Source organism: Paenibacillus sp. FSL P4-0338 (assembly GCF_038002365.1).
Taxonomy (GTDB): Bacteria; Bacillota; Bacilli; order Paenibacillales; family Paenibacillaceae; genus Paenibacillus_AQ.
In genome coordinates, this window is the sequence record NZ_JBBOCG010000001.1 from 3,217,252 (window position 1) to 3,236,310 (window position 19,059).

Sequence of the window (19,059 nt, forward strand, 5' to 3'; positions counted from 1 at the left end):
ATAAGACCTCCTGTTAGTTGGGAACTGAAAGGGATGCCTGTTCAAAGTTCGCCCGGCCTTCCTGAACAAAACAGCCCCAGTTGCCGGTTTTTAAATTATACAAACGTGTAGTCAAGGCGACCTGATCGGCCAAGTATACGACGCATACCGAATTCTCCACAACGATCTCGATATTATAATCCGTATCGGCATGCAACTCTATGGGTACTTCCAGCTCTACCGCATGTGGGTGGTCTCCTTTGATATGCCACTGCATCTCCCCCTCGATCCGGCGGGGCCACATGTCGAACACCAGGCGGTTATGAAGGGGTTCAAGGCGAACATAATAGGCATCGTTATTGTCCTCACTTGCACGAAGCATAATCCCGCAGCTTCTGGTTCCTTCGGTGAAGGATAACCGGGCCGAAATTTTGCAGGTTTCCGGCATGGAACCCGCAGATATGCAAGAGAAGGTCTCGTCAGCCGCCGCCGCTATCCCTCCCTCTGACTCCTTCCACTCCCCAAGCCGGGAACCCCACACGGCAGCCTGCTCCTTGGCAAAATGACGGGAGACCGTCTCCGGGATACGAACTGTTAAGGTTCCATCCTGTTCCTGAACGAGTTCGTGCACGACCAGATTCCCGGCCCATTGCCAATCCCCGTAATCATCCCCGTTTTCCTTGCTTGGGTCCCAGCCAAAGGCGTAACGCTTATTTCCGTCACTCCATGTTTTGGCGGCATAGAACGCTCTGGCGTCAAACGCGTCGTTTCTCGGCGCCGTCCAAGGTCCGCTTAAAGATTTACTCATGCGGTAATGGGTGACGAACCGTTCCGAGAACGTGGAGTAGACCAGATACCACCATTCGCCGATTTGAAATAAGTCCGGGCATTCGTGCGTCACGTACAGGTTCGGATTCCAGAACGGTTCGCGGATTTCCCATTGCCTCAGATCCTTCGAAGCACAGAGACCGATGCTTCCCCGGCGCCGGGAAGGCCCTTCTTTGTTCCTTGCGGCGAGAAGCATCCAGTACTCCCCCGCCTCTTCGTTCCAGAATACAAAGGGATCACGCCAGTCATGCCTTTCATATTGAATACCGTCGGAATAGAAGGTATCCTCAGGAATTTTCATCCACTGCTCCATATCCGTGCTCACGGCGTGCATGACGCATTGGAGCGGCACCCCGTTCTCTACGAATTCCGGATTCGGATTGAGGCCGGTGTAGAACAGATGATATTCTCCCTGGGCTTCGATGATCGAGCCGGTATAACAGTTGAGATCCTGCTCGCCCACACTTCCATGCTTCAGCATTTCCCCCATTTCCTCGTAGTGTACGAAATCGCTTGTGCGTAGCTCAAACCAGGAAGTTCCCTCCCCGTGAATACTCTTATTCTCCCTCCAGTCATGAAGATAGAACAACCGGAATGTACCGTCTTTATAGTAGGGAATGAGGTCTCCCACCCAGGCTCCTGCCGGCCTGTAGAACAAATTCGACACTGTTTGCAACCCCTTTCTTTTAACGTGCCTTGAGTATATAACATTAAGAAAGCGCTTTATATTCCAAGTTCTTTATCCTATGTTCAATATTTTTGGCTTTCAAAAAAACCTCCGTCTGCCATCACAAAGTGGCAACCGGAGGTTCTTTTGAATTATTAGTTTAAAGTGTTGCCTCAGCATTTCCTCTGATCTCAACATTTGTGAATACCGCTTCGCCGTTCTCAATGAACAGGCCGGATCCCCCTGTAGGGAAATCATAGGCTCTGGCGGCCAGCGCAACATCATTGGCATAGGCGACAACGATGTTGCCGCTGATGATCACCTTGATCCGGACCGGCTCCCCTGCCTTGAGGGAGATTGGACGTTCTTCGATATAATGATAATCATCGTGGAATTTGTTCGAACGATCAAACAGGAGTCTTCCCCTCTCAGGCTCTATACGAACCTGGCACCATTGTTCCAGCTTGTCTCCACCCGTGTGCAGCATCCAGCCAAAGGCACCGGTTCCCGGCTTCCAGTCTACATCCGCCTGGAGCAGAGCATGCTCTGGAAGCTGCGCGAGCTCCTGCCAACCAAAACCATAACGTTCAATACCCGTGATGCGGGTTGTCCCGCTCCATTCACCCAGATGGACTTCGGGGTCAAGCACCAGCGGGCGGTCGAAGGACTGCTCCACCGCCGGGACCGGCATCACGCCAAGCGTCCCATCCGGACGCTGCACCAGTTCATGAACCAGCACACTGCCTCCCCATTGATACTTGGCGTTGTCGTCCATGTTCATCCGGATGCCCTGCCAGCCCACCAGATAATGGCGCTCCCCGTCGGTTACGGTCTTAGCTGCATAGAACGTCCGTCCGTCAAACATATCATCGAAGCTTGGCGTGATCCATGGCCCATCGGGGCTGTCAGCCATCCGGTAACGGGTCTCCCACCAGCGGGTCAGGTTGGAGAAGATCATATACCATTTATCGCCGATCTTGAAGAAGTCGTGACATTCCTGGGAGTCGAACATTCGAGGGGCGTACAGCTTCTTGCTGTGCGTCCATTCGTTCAAATCCGAAGAAGTCATGATATGGGTACAGCTGCTCCGGTGGAGCAGTTCATCCTTCTCGGTCGCCGTTACGGCCAGCCAATAGCAGCCCGCTTCTTCATTCCAAAAGGCATGCGGGTCACGCCAGTGCAAATTGCCGTAATGCTCCACATCCGGTGTCACAAAAAAGTCAGGATCAAAGGTCCAGCTTCTGAGATCCGTGCTCGTTGCCCGCATCAGCACCTGCTCGAATTTCCCTTCAATATCCTTATGCCCCTCATTAAATGCCGAGAAATAGAAATGGAAGACGCCGTCGCGGTGGATGACACTGCCGGTACCGATATGCCAGTGCTGATCTTCGGGACTGCCGCAAATAAGTGCCGGCTCCGGGTCCGTGTAGCTTACGAAATCCTTCGTGGTGGTATAATAAATACAGAATTTATATAAATAGAACAGGTAGTAAACACCCTCATGGTAAAATGGCATAAAGTCCCCGCATACGTCAGTACCAGGCATCGGTGCCCGTTCCTTTTCCGGCATAAAGAAAATATGTCTGCTGCCCTTCATTAAAAATTCCTCCTCGGGAAATATTGAATAAATGTATTCTCTCGCCTGCTAGAAGCCCTGATAAAATTTGCGTGCGCTCTCCTTCTCGGACAGCGGAAGCCGGAGATTCACCGGCAGCATTTCCGGAAATGCCTTATGCGGCTCACGTTGATACCAGTAAGCGACCGAAGAATAGTCATTGGATTGACTATTGCCGTGGCCATGCTCAATGCTGAAGCGCAAGGACTTGCTGAATATAATCGGGTCCAATAGATGGAAGCGGTACATAGTCCATTTACCGGAATAATCCTTAAAGGGAATCGTTGCCTTCGAGCGCCATGCCGGTCCATAGCCCCGAAGCGGTGCCGCTAGTGAGATCCCGTGATACGGGGAATCATATTTACCCGAGGGGTATCCCCAGGCCGCACAGAAATAATCCTCCGTACCCGTGCCATGCAGCGTCGGCGGCCACTGGTCTCCGTCGATGAAGAACATATCGTCGCCTTCCCCCGGCCAGCTGAAGCCAGGAATCGGGTCGATATGGTCTATGCTCAGATTACAGCCAACGTAGTGACCTTCTCCTTCTGCATCCAGGATGCAGTAATTCTCGGTTCCCGACAGATTTTTGGCCGCATTCACCTGATTCTCGCTCCACCACGGATCGGTTTGCAGATCATGCGCCGGACGCAGCGCCGCAAGGTCCATGTTGCCCGGCGTTGGATTCTCGCGTCTCCACTGGGCATGGAAATAAAAGCAATCATCGCTTACGGCCATTTCTGTGTAATCGATATAGTAATACAACACGATATCCTGCTCGCATTCATTCACGATATCAATGACCGCCTCTTTGCGGTAGGGCATTTGAAAGAAACAGTTCATCGCCGCTTTGGTCTCTATCTCATGCTGCGAAGTAATCATATTCAGAGGCTGAGACACAAAATGGCTGGCTACTCCATGTCCGACTCCGAAAAAATCACCGATCGGGCAATCGACACTCGGCGCGGCTTCTCCATCCCAAAACATGCGCAGACGCATTTTCCGGAATACATACTGCTCTTCAGAAGCGATTGTGATCCAAATGTGACGGATGATTCCTGATCCCTTCATTTGACCGATGGATAAGGAGGCACCTGCCTTGACCGTGACATTATCCCGGTTCCCCCCGGTTTGGTCCCAGCTCGATTGCCGTCTGCTTTTGCCGGGCTGTTTATGAATCAGGTTGTATAGTTCACTCATCTCTTTATAATCTCCCTTCAGATCCGGGCCTGCACTATTTGACAGCACCGCTTACGATCCCGTTAATAATGTATTTTTGCAGGCCGGAATATACAAGCAATATCGGCAGCATAACCAGCAGATAGGACGCGAATGCCAGGCTGAAATCCGTAGAATATTGTGTCTGGAATACATATTGGAGCAATGGCAGCGTATATTCGCCAGGATCGGACAGCATAACCAGCGGCAGCAGGAAATCATTCCAGATCCAGATCGTATTCAGAATGATCAGCGTGGCGGTCATCGGCTTCAGCAGCGGGAAAATGATTTTCCAGAACAGTCTGAACGGCCCGTATCCATCCACCTGAGCCGCTTCTTCCAGTTCCTTCGGAATCGACTTTAGATAGCCGGTGTAGAGAAAGACGCTCTGGAACAGGCTGTAAGTCGTATAGAGCAATATAACACCGTATTTATTCAGTAGCCCCACCGCGCTGATCTGCTTCAGCAGAGGCAGCATAAGCACCTGAAACGGAACGAACATTCCGCTGATGAAGAAGTAGTACAGAAGGCGGGAAGACTTGGAATGGCTTCGGGAAATGCCATAGGCCGTACTCGCCCCGAACAAAATGATCAGGAACAGGGAGATGACTGTTATGAAGGTCGAATTCAGCAATCCCTCGAAATATCGTCCAAGCTCAATGGCCTGTTTGAAATTCCCAAAGTATATTTCTTTGGGAAAAGTCATAATATTGCCGCCCTCCCCAGGCTTCTTCAGTGCAACGGTAACAGTCAGATAGAGCGGAAACAGCATCAGTGCGGCTCCAAGCCATACCAGAAGCTGAATAGCCCAATTTGCATAACGGTTCGACTTCATTACAGCTGCACCTCCTTCCGCCGCAACAGCACAACTTGCAGCAGAGCGGTCAAGAGAATGATGATAAACAACAGAATCGAGGAGGCCAGCCCATAGGCATAGCGGTTATTTAGAATTCCGACGTTATAGATCAGCATCGTTACGGACTCGGTACTGAAGCCTGGTCCGCCACCGGTCAGGGCAACGAGCAAATCGTACACCATCAGGTTATTCTTCATGGCCAGGACAAAACATATCGTAATGGATGGCATGATCAACGGAAGCGTGATTTTCGCAAATTCATTGAACCGGTTTGCCCCGTCGATGCTTGCCGCCTCATACAGATCTGTAGGAATGGTCTGCAGTCCTGCCAGGTAAATCACAAGCAGCAGAGGAGCTGACTGCCATACCGTAACTAACGCAACTGCCCAGAATACTAAGTCAGAATCGGATAGCAAATTACTTTGCAAAAAACTGATATGAAGAGAATTTCCTAATAAAGGAATCACTTTGCCGAAGATTTCCCGCCAGATATACCCGATAATTAAGAGGCCAAGAACAGATGGTAAAAAATAAATCGAACGGAGCATATTTCTGAACCGCATCTTGCGATTGAGCGCGAGGGCCGCGGCCAGAGCCACTACATTGGCCATGACCGCGCACACCAGCGCATACTTAAAAGTGAATAATAGTGTATTTAGAATTCGGGCATCCGTCAGCAATGATACGTAATTGTCCAACCCGATGAAGTCAAAGCTTCTCGCCACTCCGTTCCAGTCCGTAAGACTGTAAACAAATCCAGATATCAGCGGGTACGTATGAAAGACAATCAGCAACAGCAACCCGGGCAGTATAAACCCGGCATTTATCCAGGAGGCACGCCCACCTTTCTGTCGCATGTGTCAACACCCTTTCTCTATCTATAATTTCTCTATTCTTTATACATTATGAACATGTCGTTCAGATTCTTTAGATAAGCCTTGCTGTCTCTGCTCATCAGGAATTGCTGCGAGTATTTACGGAAATCGTTCTCCGCTCCAGTCCCTCCGTGCCAGTAGTGGTTAGGCCAGTTCGAGGACCGTCCCTCTTTCACTAGCTCAGCGATCTGTTTCACTTGCTCCTTGTTCATTTGGACATCCTTCACCGCACTGATACTGCCTTCATAGTCGGAGAACTGTTGTGCGCTCTCTTTAGAGGTGAGGAAGGTAAGGAATTGCTTAGCTTCTTCCGGATACTTGGCTTTGGACGATATCGTGAATCCGGTATCCACTCCGCCAAGAACCAGATTCTTGTCTTTATCATTGGTGGCCGGGAACGGGAACATGCCATATTCAAATTCCGGGCTCAGCTTTTCTAATTGCGGCAATATAAATGTCCCCATGACATACATAGCACCTTCACCATTCACGAACCTTTGGTTGATCTGATCCGCCTTGGTAGCGATCGAATCCTTTTGCGCGTAATCATAAGCTACTAGCATTTTCTTGGCGATATCTTCCCAAAGCGGGTCACCCTCGATTTTCGCTTCTCCCTTGTTGGCTTTCTCCCAGTATGCCTTGTCAAACGAGTTGGCCAACAGGTTCATATTGAAGGCGCTAACATCCGCTGTCGCATTAGGCATCAGAATCGGAGTTATGCCCAGCTGCTTGAATTTCTCCATGGTAGCGACAAATTCATCCCAGGTTTGAGGAATCTCGATCTTGTTCTCAGCGAACATTTTCTTGTTATAAATGACGCCCATTGCATTCTGACTCAAGGCCACTCCATACATTTTGCCGTCGATCAAATAACGGTCCTGCACTTCCGGGATGATATTCTTAACGAATTCTTCGTTAGTAAGATCAAGCAGATAGTCGTTTTGTGCGCGGAGCACATAGTCTTGTTCAATCGGGTAGGAAATGAAGATATCCGGTATATCCCCCCGGGCAACTCTGGTCTTCAGCACCGCGGGACCGTCGGGAACATTGACCTGCTCAATTTTGACCCCGGGATTAGCAGCTTCGAATTCTTTGATCTTTTCATCAAAAAAGTTAACCGCTTCCACTTTCCATTGAAAAAATTCAATTTTCTTCTCTGCTGGTTCACTGCCCTTCACTTCTTCCGAAGCATTATTCTTCGCCCCGCAGCCGCCAAGCACCAGCCCCGCCATTAGCATCATGCTTACCCATTTGACCCCATGATTCTTCAAAATCATTACCTCCTCTTTGTTTGTAAGTGCTCTCAAGAACTTGTTTTCTCTGTTTACAACTCTATTATATTTTTTGTAAGCGCATCTAAAAACGAGGCGTTTCTATGATTCATGTTGAAAAATCTATTCTGTCATTCATATAAGGTCATACATCTGCGTTCCGGGACAATCCCGCCCGGTATTCACTCGGCGTCATGTTCATTTTGCGCTTGAACACCTGACTGAAATAACGCTGATCGGTATAACCTACCTGGTTTGCAATCTCATACGTCTTCATATTGGTTCCCGAGAGCAGCATACAGGCCTGCTGTATTCTCTGCTCCGTCATATGCTCTAAAAAAGTGCTGCCCGTCATCTGCTTAAGCAGTGCGCTGAAATGGCTAGTGCTCATGGCTACATGCTTCGCCACCTGATCAATAGCCAAATCCTCGCGATAATGCTCATTCATATATGCGAGCGCTGCTCCAATCTGTTTGGCCGGCGTTTTGCGGCTCGACAGCGACTGGTCCACCTCCTGAATCGTCCACACCCGGTGCTGAGAAGTCTCCGCCGAATTCAGCGTTTGCAGCAGATCCAATATGCCGGCTGCCTCATCATACGATTCCGCGAGTTCCTCCAACCCGCGTACCACCGGCCCGGCAGCGATCAACATGTCATCCCCGAGAAGACTGCCCAGGTCCTGCAATTCAGCCGCAGTCAACTCCGCAAAATCATCGTCCTCACTTTCTATGTAAAATACGACCACAGTGTAGCGCTTAGAGGTAGAATAGACGAATCTGCGAAGTCCTTCAGGAATCGCCCTTCCTTCCCATTGCACCAGATGCAAAGCGCTGGAATCGTCAGCCAGAATGACTGCAGTCCGGTACATGGCGGTACTGCGGAACTTACTGGAGTCAAACCCGCTGCCCATCATCGCATCATAGAGCTGCTGTTTCATTGTGGAGTGTCTGACTTGCTCCTTTTCCTGGAACCAGGCGATCATACTGCGGATGCATTTCTCAAGCTCCAGAGGATCAATCGGCTTGAGTATATAGTCGAACACCCGGTATTGCAGTCCTTTGCGGGCATATTCAAAATCGCTGTATCCACTCAGAATAATCACTTCCGGGCGCTCGGACCAGCGGCTTATCTGCTCCAGCAGCTCGATACCGTTCATTCCCGGCATGGAGATATCCGTTAATATGATGTCCGGAAGTTCTAACTGCATCAGCTCCAGCGCTTCCTCGCCGTCTTCCGCGATTCCGATGACCTTACAATCCATGCCGCTCCAGTTGATTGAAGTTTGCAGGCTTTTTAGAATTAGCGGCTCATCGTCAACGATCAGTACCTTATATTTCATTTAGCTGCCTCCCGTTTCAGTGGAAAGTTCAATTGAATGGCCGTTCCTTCATGAGGGTGGGAACAGATCATCAGACCATAGCAGTCCCCGTACCACATACGCAAGCGAGCCTGCACATTGGACAGTCCGTGGACGAGCCCGGGCTTGGCAGCCGACATCTGTTGCAGTATACGCTGTAAAGTGTCGTCATCAATCCCGGTTCCGTTATCCTGCACCCGAAGATAGCCATCCCCCCGCGCATTGATTCCTCCGGTAATATGGATGGAGAAATCGGGCTTCTTCTTGCTGTATCCGCGAAGCAGACTGTTCTCGACCAGCGGTTGCAGCACCAGCTTAAGTACATGGTGGTCCAGCAAGGCATGATCTACGTCAATCTTGTAGGAGAAGCGGTCATCGAACCGTACCTTCTGAATTTCAATATAGCTGACCACATGATTCAGCTCGTGATTGACTGTAACCTCATCGTCCGCATGAATGCTGGACCGCAGCAGCCTGCCCAGATTGATCACAATATTGCTGATTGGCTTCTGATGGTTCATCAGCGCCAGCGCGTTCACCGATTCAAGCGTATTGTACAGAAAATGCGGGTTGATCTGGTTCTGAAGCACCTGAAATTGGGCCTTCCGTTTATGCTCCTGCTCCAGCCCAACCTCCTCGACCAGTTGGCGCAGCCTGTTGCTCATCCGGTTGAAGCCGTAAGCCAGCCGCGACAGTTCTACCGAACGGTATACAGGCATGGATGCATTCAAGTTACCGCTTTCTATTTTTTTCATGCGGGCCAGCAATTGAATGATGAAGCTTACGATTTGCCGTACATACAGAAAATTAAACAGTACAGCCAGCAGGATGACAAAACCAACCAGCCAAACCGTCGTATTGCGGATGTAATCGGTCTCCTTGGAAACGGCGCTCCAAGGCTTGATAGATATCAGATAGTAGGGGGCATCCCCCGGATGCAGCGAATCGGATGTGATATAGGAAATCAGACTCTTCTGACCGCTTTCCGTATCAATCAGGGTACCTTCGGTCCCAGAGGACAAGCTATTCACGATCGGCAGTTCCAGACGTTTTCCAATGTTGTCGTGATTGGCTTCATAGAGAATGTTCCCGTTGCTGTCCATCAGGAGTTCCCTTGATCCATCCGGGTAACGCGTGAGGAAGATATCATCGAAGCGTTTGATATTGATTTCGAGAATCAGGTAGCCGAGATTTTTCAACGTTAACGTATCCTTGATCGTCCTCCCGAGCATGAACGACCACTTTTTTTGATCCGGATATCTTTCCGTGGGCGGGAGCCATACACTCTTCCCCTCGGCTTCCAGCATACGGTGATAAAAATCCGTTTGCTGAAAATCTCTAAACGGAAGAATGTCCCCGTTCATAAAGTGATAGTCGCTCCCCCCGGCGCTATACAGAATCAGATCATCCAGCGCATTTTGACCGTACAGAATTCCGGCAATGGCCTGGCGCTGGTAGTAGAAGTCCAGCAGGGAATCCTTATTATTATGTTTTAAGAAACTCTGTATTTCTTCGGATGCAATCACATACCCGGAGAAGGAATCGGCCTGCTCTACCACATTTCGAATATTCAGGTCTGTCGCCCGCAAGGTTTGAAGTGTTTCCTGGCCCACCTTTTCCTTGATCGCGGCGTAAGACAAACGGTAGGATACGATCCCCAACAAACTGATCGGAACCAATATAAATACAACAAAGGCAAGATAAATTTTACGATGCAGCGCCATCACAAACATCCTCCATTAAGATTCCTAATATAGTCTGTCCAAAAGCCATTGTATCAACAACTCGCACGCATTATGAACCCCTCGGACTCCCTTCCCACAGACCATTCATTTCATCTTTTGGACTTATAGAGCGTCTCTTTACGGTTTTCTAAAAAAATCCCGTGTGGGGGAGGGTCTCCCCATACGCCGGAGGATTCTTCACTGCCGTTCCAAGTTCTTGACGCTTCTACGCACAGATTTCTCCACCAAATACATAAAGAGCCGCCAATTCGGCGGCTCCTTATGTATTCTTGTTCTGATATGATTCAACTACTAACTTACACCGGTGCCTAAATCCAATGCTCTTACTCCCAGTGCTAAGGACCCACACAAGCCAGCATTATCGCCGAGCATAGGTGCGACAATGTATTGTTCGATATCCGATACAATAGGCTTGGCACTCACGTATCCATTGAGAATGCTGCCTACCTGCGCCCGGATCATCGGGAATAACTGGACTTGCTTCATCACGCCCCCGCCGAGAATGACTTTCTTAGGGGATAACGTCAGGATGACATTTGATATGGCCTGCGCGATGTAGAACGCCTCCATCTCCCATGCCGGGTGGTCTTCCGGCAGTGTATCACCCTTAGCCTTCCATCTTGCTTCCAGCGCCGGGCCGGCGGCCATGCCTTCCAGACAATCGCCATGATAGGGACAATTGCCACCAAAGTCATCGTTCGGATGCCGCCTTGTGAGGATATGTCCACCCTCTGGATGAACAAGTCCATGTACCAGGTTACCCTCGGTATAGACGCCGACTCCTACGCCAGTCCCGATCGTATAGTAGACGCAGCTATCCAATCCTTGTGCTGCACCCCATGTGGCTTCGCCCAACGCGGCAGCATTGACGTCCGTATCCCAACCGACCGGAACATCGAAGACGGATTTTAGCGTACCTACGAAATTATATCCGGACCAGCCAGGTTTTGGCGTTGTCGTCACATAACCGTAAGTCGGACTGGAGTGTTCGAGGTCGATCGGACCAAATGATCCGATCCCTATGCTATCGACTCTCTTATCCCGGAAGTAGGCGATGACATTCTCCATCGTCTCTTCAGGTCGACGCGTCGGAAAATGAACCCGATCCTCAATTTCCCCTAATTCATTCCCGACACCACATACAAACTTTGTTCCGCCTGCTTCAATTGCCCCGATTCGCATGAGCTTCCTCCTTGATCTTATCTCTCCATATGCTTCCCAGCTCATTGATCTGGAGCGACACCAGCTTTACATTTCCTCCTACCGCGTAGAGCTCAAGTCCGTTGCTTTCGGAAGCGGGGAAAATCATGTCAGAGATGACCGCTGTACCCTCACCACCGAACACTTCAATCGAAGACCAATCCATGAAGATGGACATGCGTACACGGTTATCAACAGGCAGCAGCGGTGCCTGGTGCTTAGCTGCGAAGTCCGGATGGAAATTCGTAGTGCCTGAATTCGTGCGATCGACAAACAACTCCATGTTCAGGGTATCGTACCCGACCACCGTTTCTTCATCTGCAGACTTTCTAACCTTCATTCCGAACTCCGTTGCGGTTCCAATTTCGAATTCCACGATCAATTCCGCTCTATCTGTGGTGATGTCCGCCAGCGGATTCGTACCCGGAACCAAGGTTACATTCTCCAGAGCCATAAGCGGTGAACCTATCTTTCTCAATTCTTTTACCGGTTCCTGCACCAGACGAAGGCCTTCCCGATAGGTTCTCAATTTCAACTCCCGTGGAATGGATGCATTTCCCCGCCACTTGTCAGTCGGAAGCGTCCCGGCATACCGCCAGTTGTTCATCCAGCCGATCCAGAGCTTGCGGCCGTCTCCTTCCGGTATATCGCTCCAGGTGACGGCTGCATAGAAATCGGACCCGAAATCAATCCATTTCACATCATGAATCGAAAGAATAGGCTCGTCCGGTGTAAATGTCTTACCATCGAAGCTGCCGACGAAGTACATCATACCGGAGCCGCCTGCCGGTGGTTCAGGTTCGTTCGGGTTCACTCCATTACAATCGCCTACACTTAGAATGAGCACCCACTTCTTCTGATTGGGATCACCATCGACATGAATCGAGAATAGATCCGGACATTCATAAACGCCGCGATGTGTTCCGATGACGTCGGCGCCAAATGCACCCGCAAATGTCCATTCCTTCAAATTCGGAGAGGTGTAGAACTCCACACGGTCTTGAACAGCCAGAGTCATAATCCAACTAGATGTATCCTCATGCCAGAATACCTTCGGATCGCGGAAATCAAGCGTTGTCTCAGGGAACAAGACCGGGTTCCCTTCATATTTCGTCCAAGTCCGTCCCTTGTCTCTGCTGTAGGCGATGCTTTGAACCTGCGGCTTACCTGGCTGAGCCTTGTTGTCGTTATTCGTATAGATCGCCACAAGCCCTGAACCATAATCATCAAAAAAACCACTAGTGTTATGTGTATCGACTACCGCGCTTCCAGAGAAAATCGCACCGTCCTCACCTGGCGGCAGGGATGCTTCAAGCTCCTCCCAATGGACCAGATCGGTGCTTACCGCGTGCCCCCAATGCATTCTTCCGAAATCAGGTTGGCTTGCGAACGGAGTGTGCTGATAAAAGAGGTGGTACTCATTCTCGTAATACACCATTCCGTTCGGATCGTTCATCCAGTTTTTTTGTGGCGAATAATGATACTGCGGACGGAACTTCTCTGTATAATTCATGTTTCTCCCACTCCTCCAGGATAATAATAGTCAGAGCATGGCCCAGTGCAGCATGAACTCACGCTCCGACGGTATGTAATATAATGTAACTGGCTATTTCCCCGCTCTGTCGTAACCTGTTTGTTAGATTTTCAGCCAATCCTGCTTTCATGTCCGGCCCATAGATCTTCTTCAAAATATCAATGCGCCATGCCGCATCGTCCGGCATCGGGCTTCAGCATTTTTGCAGCTTCGTCCAACATACAAATAATTTGCTGCGTTTCGCCGCTTCGATGTTCTTTTTATCGGCTGTGATAACCATTCTAGCGCGGTCAAATCCCATACCGTTCCCTCTCAACACTCATTTGCAAAACAAATAATGTGATTTTGAATATTCCTCGCGCAAAAGTAAGTGCTTCCACAAGTCACTGTTAACGGCTAGCAAATTAAACTTACAACATCACGATTACTTCGTCAAGACTTTCATGACCACAAAAAGTAAACATATGAACAAATAAATAATTCCATTTCATTATAATAACGTAATATTTATTAGTTTTACAGCTCTAAACTATGAAATAGTACTTTTTTGTTATAAAAATTCCATAACGAGGTTAATGAACACCGTCCAATTTTATTATGCATTTGTTTACTTTTGCACAAAATATAAACCTCAATACTCATTCTTTTTACTTTTACATAAATTGTTCATTTGTAACAATTAAGTTGACATTTACATCAATTTGTACTACGATTATTTTGGTCGAGATTGCAATACTTCTGCTAAAGGAGCCATTCTCTTTGAACAAAGAAAAAGTAACCATTCAAGATATAGCCGATTCGCTTGGACTTTCTAGGAATACGGTATCCAAAGCATTAAATAATAATCCCTCAATACCGGATGAGACACGCAGCAAAGTGGTTAGGAAAGCTATGGATATGAATTACAAGCAGTTCGCCTTGTTTGAACAAGAAGTCACACCTGCCAAAAGAACCGGTAATATTGCCCTGCTTACAGCAAATATGCCGAACAATTCACATTTTGGCACATCGCTGCTAAGCGGCCTCGAACAAAAAATCAGCTCCGAAGGCTTCAATTTGTCGATACATATCGTTCGGGAGAATGAACTCGATTCGTCGGCTCTTCCTGTGAATTTCGACAAAAGTAAGGTAGATGGCATTGTCTGTATCGAATTGTTTGACAAGAGCTACTCGGAGTTTATTACGTCATTCGGGATCCCGACATTGTTCATTGACGGTTCAGCAGAACTGACGTTTTCAGAGATGAAGGCAGATCTACTGCTGATGGAGAACATTCACAGCACTTTCAGTCTAACGAAGAAGCTAATTGATGAAGGAATTACGGAGATTGGGTTTATCGGCGATTCCCGCCATTGTATGAGCTTCAACGAGCGTTGGGATGGGTTCACCAAAGCCATGTATGCCGCCCGGATTGATCTTGATGAATCCTTCTGCATTCTCGAAGATGACCGGCATATCGATGACTATAAGTGGCTTAAGCAGCGGCTAGCAAGCATAACTAATCTTCCACCCGCGTTCGTATGCGCCAATGACTTCATCGCTATTAATGTCATTCGTATCTTAAAGGACCTAAATATTCAAATTCCTGGTGAGGTTAGAGTCTGCGGATTCGATAATTCCCCAGAGTCGCGAATCGTGGAACCCCACTTGACCACCGTTCATATCCACCGGTCCGAAATGGGCTTTCTTGCCGCCGAGATGCTTCTGTCCAAAATCGAAAATCCCGATAGACCTCCACTGGTTACGCATGTGAAGACCATGCCGGTTTTCCGTCAATCGACGGGTCACGGGGAGTAGGCAGTAGAACAATGCCGTGGGATATGCGTTGGCAGAAGATGAGGATTGAACGTGTCGTAAAGCTTAAAACAAGGAACCCTTTCAGCAACGTTTGCTGAAAGGGTTCCTTGTTTTAATTTTATGCAGCATACTTTAGAAGGTCAGAATGCCCGAAGTATGGAGTAGCACCAGGAACACCAGAATCGGCGCAACATACCGGAGCATGAACAACCAGACACGGAACCAACGTGCCTGCAGGCCAGCCGCTTCTGCTGCCCCTTTCCAGAAATATCCGACAAAAATGGTAACCAGCAGTCCGCCAAGCGGCAGCATAATGTTGGAGGTGATGAAATCTATCCAGTCGAACAGGGCTTTGCCGCCGAACGTAAGCTCAGGGAACATTCCCAGCGACATCGCTGAAGGAATACCAAACAGGAAACAGATCAGGGACAAGATCCAGACCGCACGTTGACGGCTCCAGTTCCAGCGCTCCATAGCGAAGGATACAGGCACTTCAAGCAGGGAAACGGCCGAAGTCAAGGCGGCAATTGCCAGCAGGATGAAGAACAGACCGCCGAAGAAGGAGCCGAATGGCATAGCCGAGAACGCTGCAGGGAGCGCGACAAAAATCAGTGAAGGCCCTTGATCAGGGGCAATGCCAAACGAGAACGTCGTCGGGAAAATAATCAGTCCGGCGATAAATGCATAGAGCAAATCTCCAGCCCCAATCGCAAGAGCAGCGCTACCCAGCGACTGTTTTTCACCCACATAAGAACCGTAAGTCAGTAGAATCCCCATCCCGAGCGACAGCGAGAAGAAAGCATGTCCCAAGGCAACAAGTGCGGACTCGGCCGTCAGCACCGAGAAGTCCGGCTTGAGGAAAAAGGATACCCCTGCGCCTGCACCCGGCAAGGTTACCGCGCGGATCATGAGTACAATCAGAAGAACGACCAGGCCGGGAATCAGGACTTTATTGAATTTCTCAATCCCGCCCGATACCCCAAGGATGACTACGCCTGCCGTGATCAACATCGCTGTGCCCTGCCAGACAATCGGCATGTATCCTGTGATAAATGAACTGAATTCTCCTGCATAATCACTTGTGCTGAACAGTTGCCCATTGAAGGCAATTACCGCGTAGTTCAGCGTCCAGCCTGCAACAACAATATAAAAAGAAAGGATTAGAAACGGCGCTATCACTTGCAGAATTCCGGCAGCCTTCCAGCCTTTCCCGCCTCCGGCCCGTATGAACGAAGTCGCTGCGCTTCCGCGCCCGCTGCGTCCGATAGCCAGTTCGGCCAGCAGCACCGGCAAACCGATCAGCATCAAGCAGATAACGAAGAGCAGGAAGAATGCCGCTCCCCCGTTTTCCCCTGTAATATAAGGGAACTTCCACATATTCCCTAGCCCTACTGAGCTGCCGATGGCCGCTAAAATAAAACCGCTGGAAGAAAAACGCTCCTTTTTCTCCGAAACCAGGCTTTTTTCACCTTTAAATTGATTCATCCCTAACTCCCCGTTTTCTTTTTTAGACATCATTATAATCCAAGTATCCCTAAGAGTCATATGAAAATTTTATTAACAATTGTCAGTTTGTTTTTATTTTATTCCCTAGCATAACCAACTCGTGAATACTTAAGTGTTTATTTTTGCCGACTTTAAAAGAAAATTTGATTTTTTCGGGAGACTGCAGTTTCCATATCAATGGTACTTGAGGTGATCCTGTGAAGAAATACAACAGAAATGAAAAAATCATTATTGGAGCGCTTAACCAATCCCTTCGTATAACAACTTTTCGAGTTCAGGTTCATCCTCAACCCTTTCCTCCAATCATTCGCACCGTTTATATTCGTTTCCCCATATCCATTCTCATCGTTTATCTCTCGTCTCAATGGGCTTAATTCATTATGAATTTTTTGAGCTATGGGCATATGCCGTGATGGATATGGGTTGTAGTCCATAGACTGTTGACGAGATAGTATTTGAGGAGGTTACCCATGGAAACGAATTATCAACAAGTTGCCTGGAATTGTATGAATAAATATGTTGGTATTACTACAAGTGATGGTCAGTCTCACGACGGGTTTGTTGCTCATATCGATCAGAACTACGTCACACTTGCCATTCCCACCAATGAAATGGTGGGCCAGATGAACGGAATGCCTGCTAACGCAACAACCTACAGACAATTCGGATACTATCCGGGTTTCTACCCGCGCCGCCGCTTTTATCCAAGACCTATCCCCTTTGGTGCCATTACAGCTTTGTACTTGCTTCCATTTTTCATTTAATAATGATTAGGTGAATAATCAAATGTATCCCATGCAGCAACAGATGCCGCAAGCAATCATGGTCTATCCTATTGATCCCTACGTAGTCGAAACCTTAATGTCTGTAAAAGGTAAGCAGGTAGTGCTCGAAACCACTCGCGGAGGAATTAGCGGCTGCTTAGTGGACGTTAAGCCAGACCACGTTGTATTGGATACCAGGGGCCGGAAGTTTTTCGTACGAATCTGCGAGATTGTCTGGATCATGCCAGAATAATTTTTGTGAGAGAGCTACGACAGTAGCTCTTTTTTTGCATAAAGCAGTTGTCGATGCGGCAAAAGGTTGACGGGGTTTTGTTATTAGCATTTCACATTCCTATGTTAAAATAAGGTACGCGAATAACAAGGGATGGTTAAAACATGATGAACATTACATAGATCTAAAGATAAAGCCTTTACAGGAGGAACCGTATGTTTGACCTTAATGATTTTTTGCAAAAAGAGCTTGCTGCGCTCGTGGACCGGCATACTCATATAGATGGTCCTCAGTCTACATTAATTTCGTCCCTCAGCTTCTCCCGCTGTTCCGTTCCATACCATTCAACCGAGACTGAACCTCCCTACAAACTTAACAACCCTTCACTATGCATAGTCGTTCAAGGTCTCAAGGACATAGTCATTGGTAAGGAGCGCTACCGGTATGGTCCGCCACACTACCTTGTAGCTTCTATGGATTTACCAATCATTGCCGAAGTGCTGGAAGCAACCCCCGAAGTGCCCAACTTAACCTGTAGGATTGAATTTACGCCCGGACATATTTTAGAACTAGTGCCCCATCAGACAACCTTGATCTTATTTTGCTCGCGTAGAATAATGGCCTTACGTTTATTCTTGTTTCGCCAGCGAAGATACGCTTGAATGGCCAACCCTAAATCTTGGTGTTTGGCAAAATCACTACCTTCGAGGACGAATTTTCGTAGGGGCCCAAAGTGACATTCGATTTGGTTAGGCCACGATGCATATGTTGGAGTATAGACTAATTCTACATTGTTCGCTGCGGCCCATTCTTTCACTTTGTGGTGTAAATGCGGAGAAAAATTGTCCAGTATGATCTACAAGCGTTCCGACCGATGAAACCGGCGCCGAAGCACATGGAAGAAACGAAGAATATCCTGATGTTTCTTCGTTTTTGAAGCATGACCATACAACTGATCTGTTTTCAAATCCAATGCCGCAAGCAGATGCTTGACTCCATGCGGGCGGTTGTAGGTCGCCCGCAGCGGACGGGTCTGCGTTGTTGAAACCATCCCTTCCCGATTAAACCGATGAATCGTGTGTCTAATATGTTCGCCAGAGATATGATAAAGCCGACTAATTTCCGGTACTTTCATTTTTTGGGCAGAAGCCAGAATAAGCAGAGCTCGACGAACCTGAACAGGGTCGGCTCCTTTTCGTGCAATTCGCTTGAGTCGGTTGCCTTCTTCCGGAGTCAAGTCACGAACAAAAATAGTCATACCGCTCACCTCGAGAAGTTGGATTTACATATCATTACCCGTTTTCCCAACTATGATCTCTGATGGGGCACTAGCTTCGCGGCGTTATAGTTCAGCAGAAACACCTAACTGCATTAAATCTCAGTAACTTTGGGAATTATCCACTAATATTACAGACGAAAATACTAGCGGACCAGTAAAATCATATTCCAAAAATACCTAAATTATTACAAAATTACCTTTAAATAGAGTAATTAATCACATCCTCAATAACAAAATACTATAATTTACTATTTTTTTGAATATAAAGATGTATATCACATTATTTTTACATATTGCGTAGTATTTTTAAACTATTAATTGGCATTAAAACCATTAATG

The 19,059-nt window shown here is 48.2% G+C and carries 17 protein-coding genes; 4 read left to right on the forward strand and 13 right to left on the reverse strand.

What is annotated here, in order from left to right; genetic code table 11:
- Window positions 1–13: 13 nt before the first annotated feature.
- From MKZ07_RS14120 to MKZ07_RS14165, 10 genes are all read right to left on the reverse strand, one after another.
- Window positions 14–1,474 (reverse strand): glycoside hydrolase family 32 protein, encoded by a 1,461-nt coding sequence (locus MKZ07_RS14120; protein WP_341026221.1) that lies wholly within the window; start codon window positions 1,472–1,474, stop codon window positions 14–16.
- 160 nt (window positions 1,475–1,634) lie between these two features.
- Window positions 1,635–3,071 carry a GH32 C-terminal domain-containing protein gene (locus MKZ07_RS14125; RefSeq protein WP_341026222.1) on the reverse strand — a complete coding sequence of 479 codons (1,437 nt, stop codon included), beginning with the start codon at window positions 3,069–3,071 and terminating at the stop codon, window positions 1,635–1,637.
- A gap of 48 nt (window positions 3,072–3,119) precedes the next feature.
- Window positions 3,120–4,286, reverse strand: a complete 1,167-nt coding sequence (locus MKZ07_RS14130) for a glycoside hydrolase family 172 protein (protein WP_341026223.1) — start codon at window positions 4,284–4,286, stop codon at window positions 3,120–3,122.
- A 34-nt stretch (window positions 4,287–4,320) separates the two neighbouring features.
- Entirely contained in the window at window positions 4,321–5,139 is an 819-nt protein-coding gene (locus MKZ07_RS14135; RefSeq protein WP_341026224.1) for a carbohydrate ABC transporter permease, read from the reverse strand.
- Window positions 5,139–6,017: a carbohydrate ABC transporter permease gene (locus MKZ07_RS14140; protein ID WP_341026225.1), complete on the reverse strand. Its 879-nt coding sequence runs from the start codon at window positions 6,015–6,017 to the stop codon at window positions 5,139–5,141. Before MKZ07_RS14140 ends, MKZ07_RS14135 begins: the two co-directional genes overlap by 1 nt.
- Before the next feature lie 32 nt (window positions 6,018–6,049).
- On the reverse strand, window positions 6,050–7,306 hold the full coding sequence (locus tag MKZ07_RS14145) for an ABC transporter substrate-binding protein (RefSeq protein WP_341026226.1): 1,257 nt from the start codon (window positions 7,304–7,306) through the stop codon (window positions 6,050–6,052).
- A gap of 145 nt (window positions 7,307–7,451) precedes the next feature.
- Complete coding sequence (locus MKZ07_RS14150) at window positions 7,452–8,645, reverse strand: response regulator (protein WP_341026227.1); 1,194 nt, start codon at window positions 8,643–8,645, stop codon at window positions 7,452–7,454.
- Window positions 8,642–10,387, reverse strand: coding sequence for a sensor histidine kinase (locus MKZ07_RS14155; protein WP_341026228.1), 1,746 nt, complete (start codon window positions 10,385–10,387; stop codon window positions 8,642–8,644). Before MKZ07_RS14155 ends, MKZ07_RS14150 begins: the two co-directional genes overlap by 4 nt.
- Window positions 10,388–10,699: 312 nt before the next feature.
- Window positions 10,700–11,590: an ROK family protein gene (locus tag MKZ07_RS14160; RefSeq protein WP_341026229.1), complete on the reverse strand. Its 891-nt coding sequence runs from the start codon at window positions 11,588–11,590 to the stop codon at window positions 10,700–10,702.
- Window positions 11,571–13,121 carry a glycoside hydrolase family 32 protein gene (locus tag MKZ07_RS14165; protein WP_341026231.1) on the reverse strand — a complete coding sequence of 517 codons (1,551 nt, stop codon included), beginning with the start codon at window positions 13,119–13,121 and terminating at the stop codon, window positions 11,571–11,573. Before MKZ07_RS14165 ends, MKZ07_RS14160 begins: the two co-directional genes overlap by 20 nt.
- A 780-nt stretch (window positions 13,122–13,901) precedes the next feature.
- Between MKZ07_RS14165 and MKZ07_RS14170 the strand changes: the two genes are divergently transcribed.
- Complete coding sequence (locus MKZ07_RS14170) at window positions 13,902–14,939, forward strand: LacI family DNA-binding transcriptional regulator (protein ID WP_341026232.1); 1,038 nt, start codon at window positions 13,902–13,904, stop codon at window positions 14,937–14,939.
- Between the two features lie 132 nt (window positions 14,940–15,071).
- On the opposite strand, the gene MKZ07_RS14175 is transcribed toward MKZ07_RS14170, so the two are convergent.
- Window positions 15,072–16,424, reverse strand: a complete 1,353-nt coding sequence (locus MKZ07_RS14175; protein WP_341026234.1) for a sodium-dependent transporter — start codon at window positions 16,422–16,424, stop codon at window positions 15,072–15,074.
- Window positions 16,425–16,915: 491 nt separating this feature from the next.
- Between MKZ07_RS14175 and MKZ07_RS14180 the strand changes: the two genes are divergently transcribed.
- From MKZ07_RS14180 to MKZ07_RS33580, 3 genes are all read left to right on the forward strand, one after another.
- A complete protein-coding gene (locus MKZ07_RS14180; RefSeq protein ID WP_036724156.1) occupies window positions 16,916–17,209 on the forward strand; it encodes a hypothetical protein in 294 nt (97 codons plus the stop codon).
- A 22-nt stretch (window positions 17,210–17,231) separates the two neighbouring features.
- A complete protein-coding gene (locus tag MKZ07_RS14185; protein WP_341026236.1) occupies window positions 17,232–17,462 on the forward strand; it encodes a YuzF family protein in 231 nt (76 codons plus the stop codon).
- 194 nt (window positions 17,463–17,656) lie between these two features.
- Complete coding sequence (locus MKZ07_RS33580; RefSeq protein WP_445670282.1) at window positions 17,657–18,103, forward strand: AraC family transcriptional regulator; 447 nt, start codon at window positions 17,657–17,659, stop codon at window positions 18,101–18,103.
- Here the strand turns inward: MKZ07_RS33580 and MKZ07_RS33585 are convergent.
- Both MKZ07_RS33585 and MKZ07_RS14190 read right to left on the reverse strand, forming a co-directional pair.
- A complete protein-coding gene (locus MKZ07_RS33585) occupies window positions 18,022–18,297 on the reverse strand; it encodes a transposase (RefSeq protein ID WP_445670304.1) in 276 nt (91 codons plus the stop codon). The two genes, MKZ07_RS33580 and MKZ07_RS33585, sit on opposite strands and share 82 nt — an antisense overlap.
- Complete coding sequence (locus tag MKZ07_RS14190) at window positions 18,298–18,699, reverse strand: helix-turn-helix domain-containing protein (protein WP_341026237.1); 402 nt, start codon at window positions 18,697–18,699, stop codon at window positions 18,298–18,300.
- Between the last annotated feature and the right edge of the window lie 360 nt (window positions 18,700–19,059).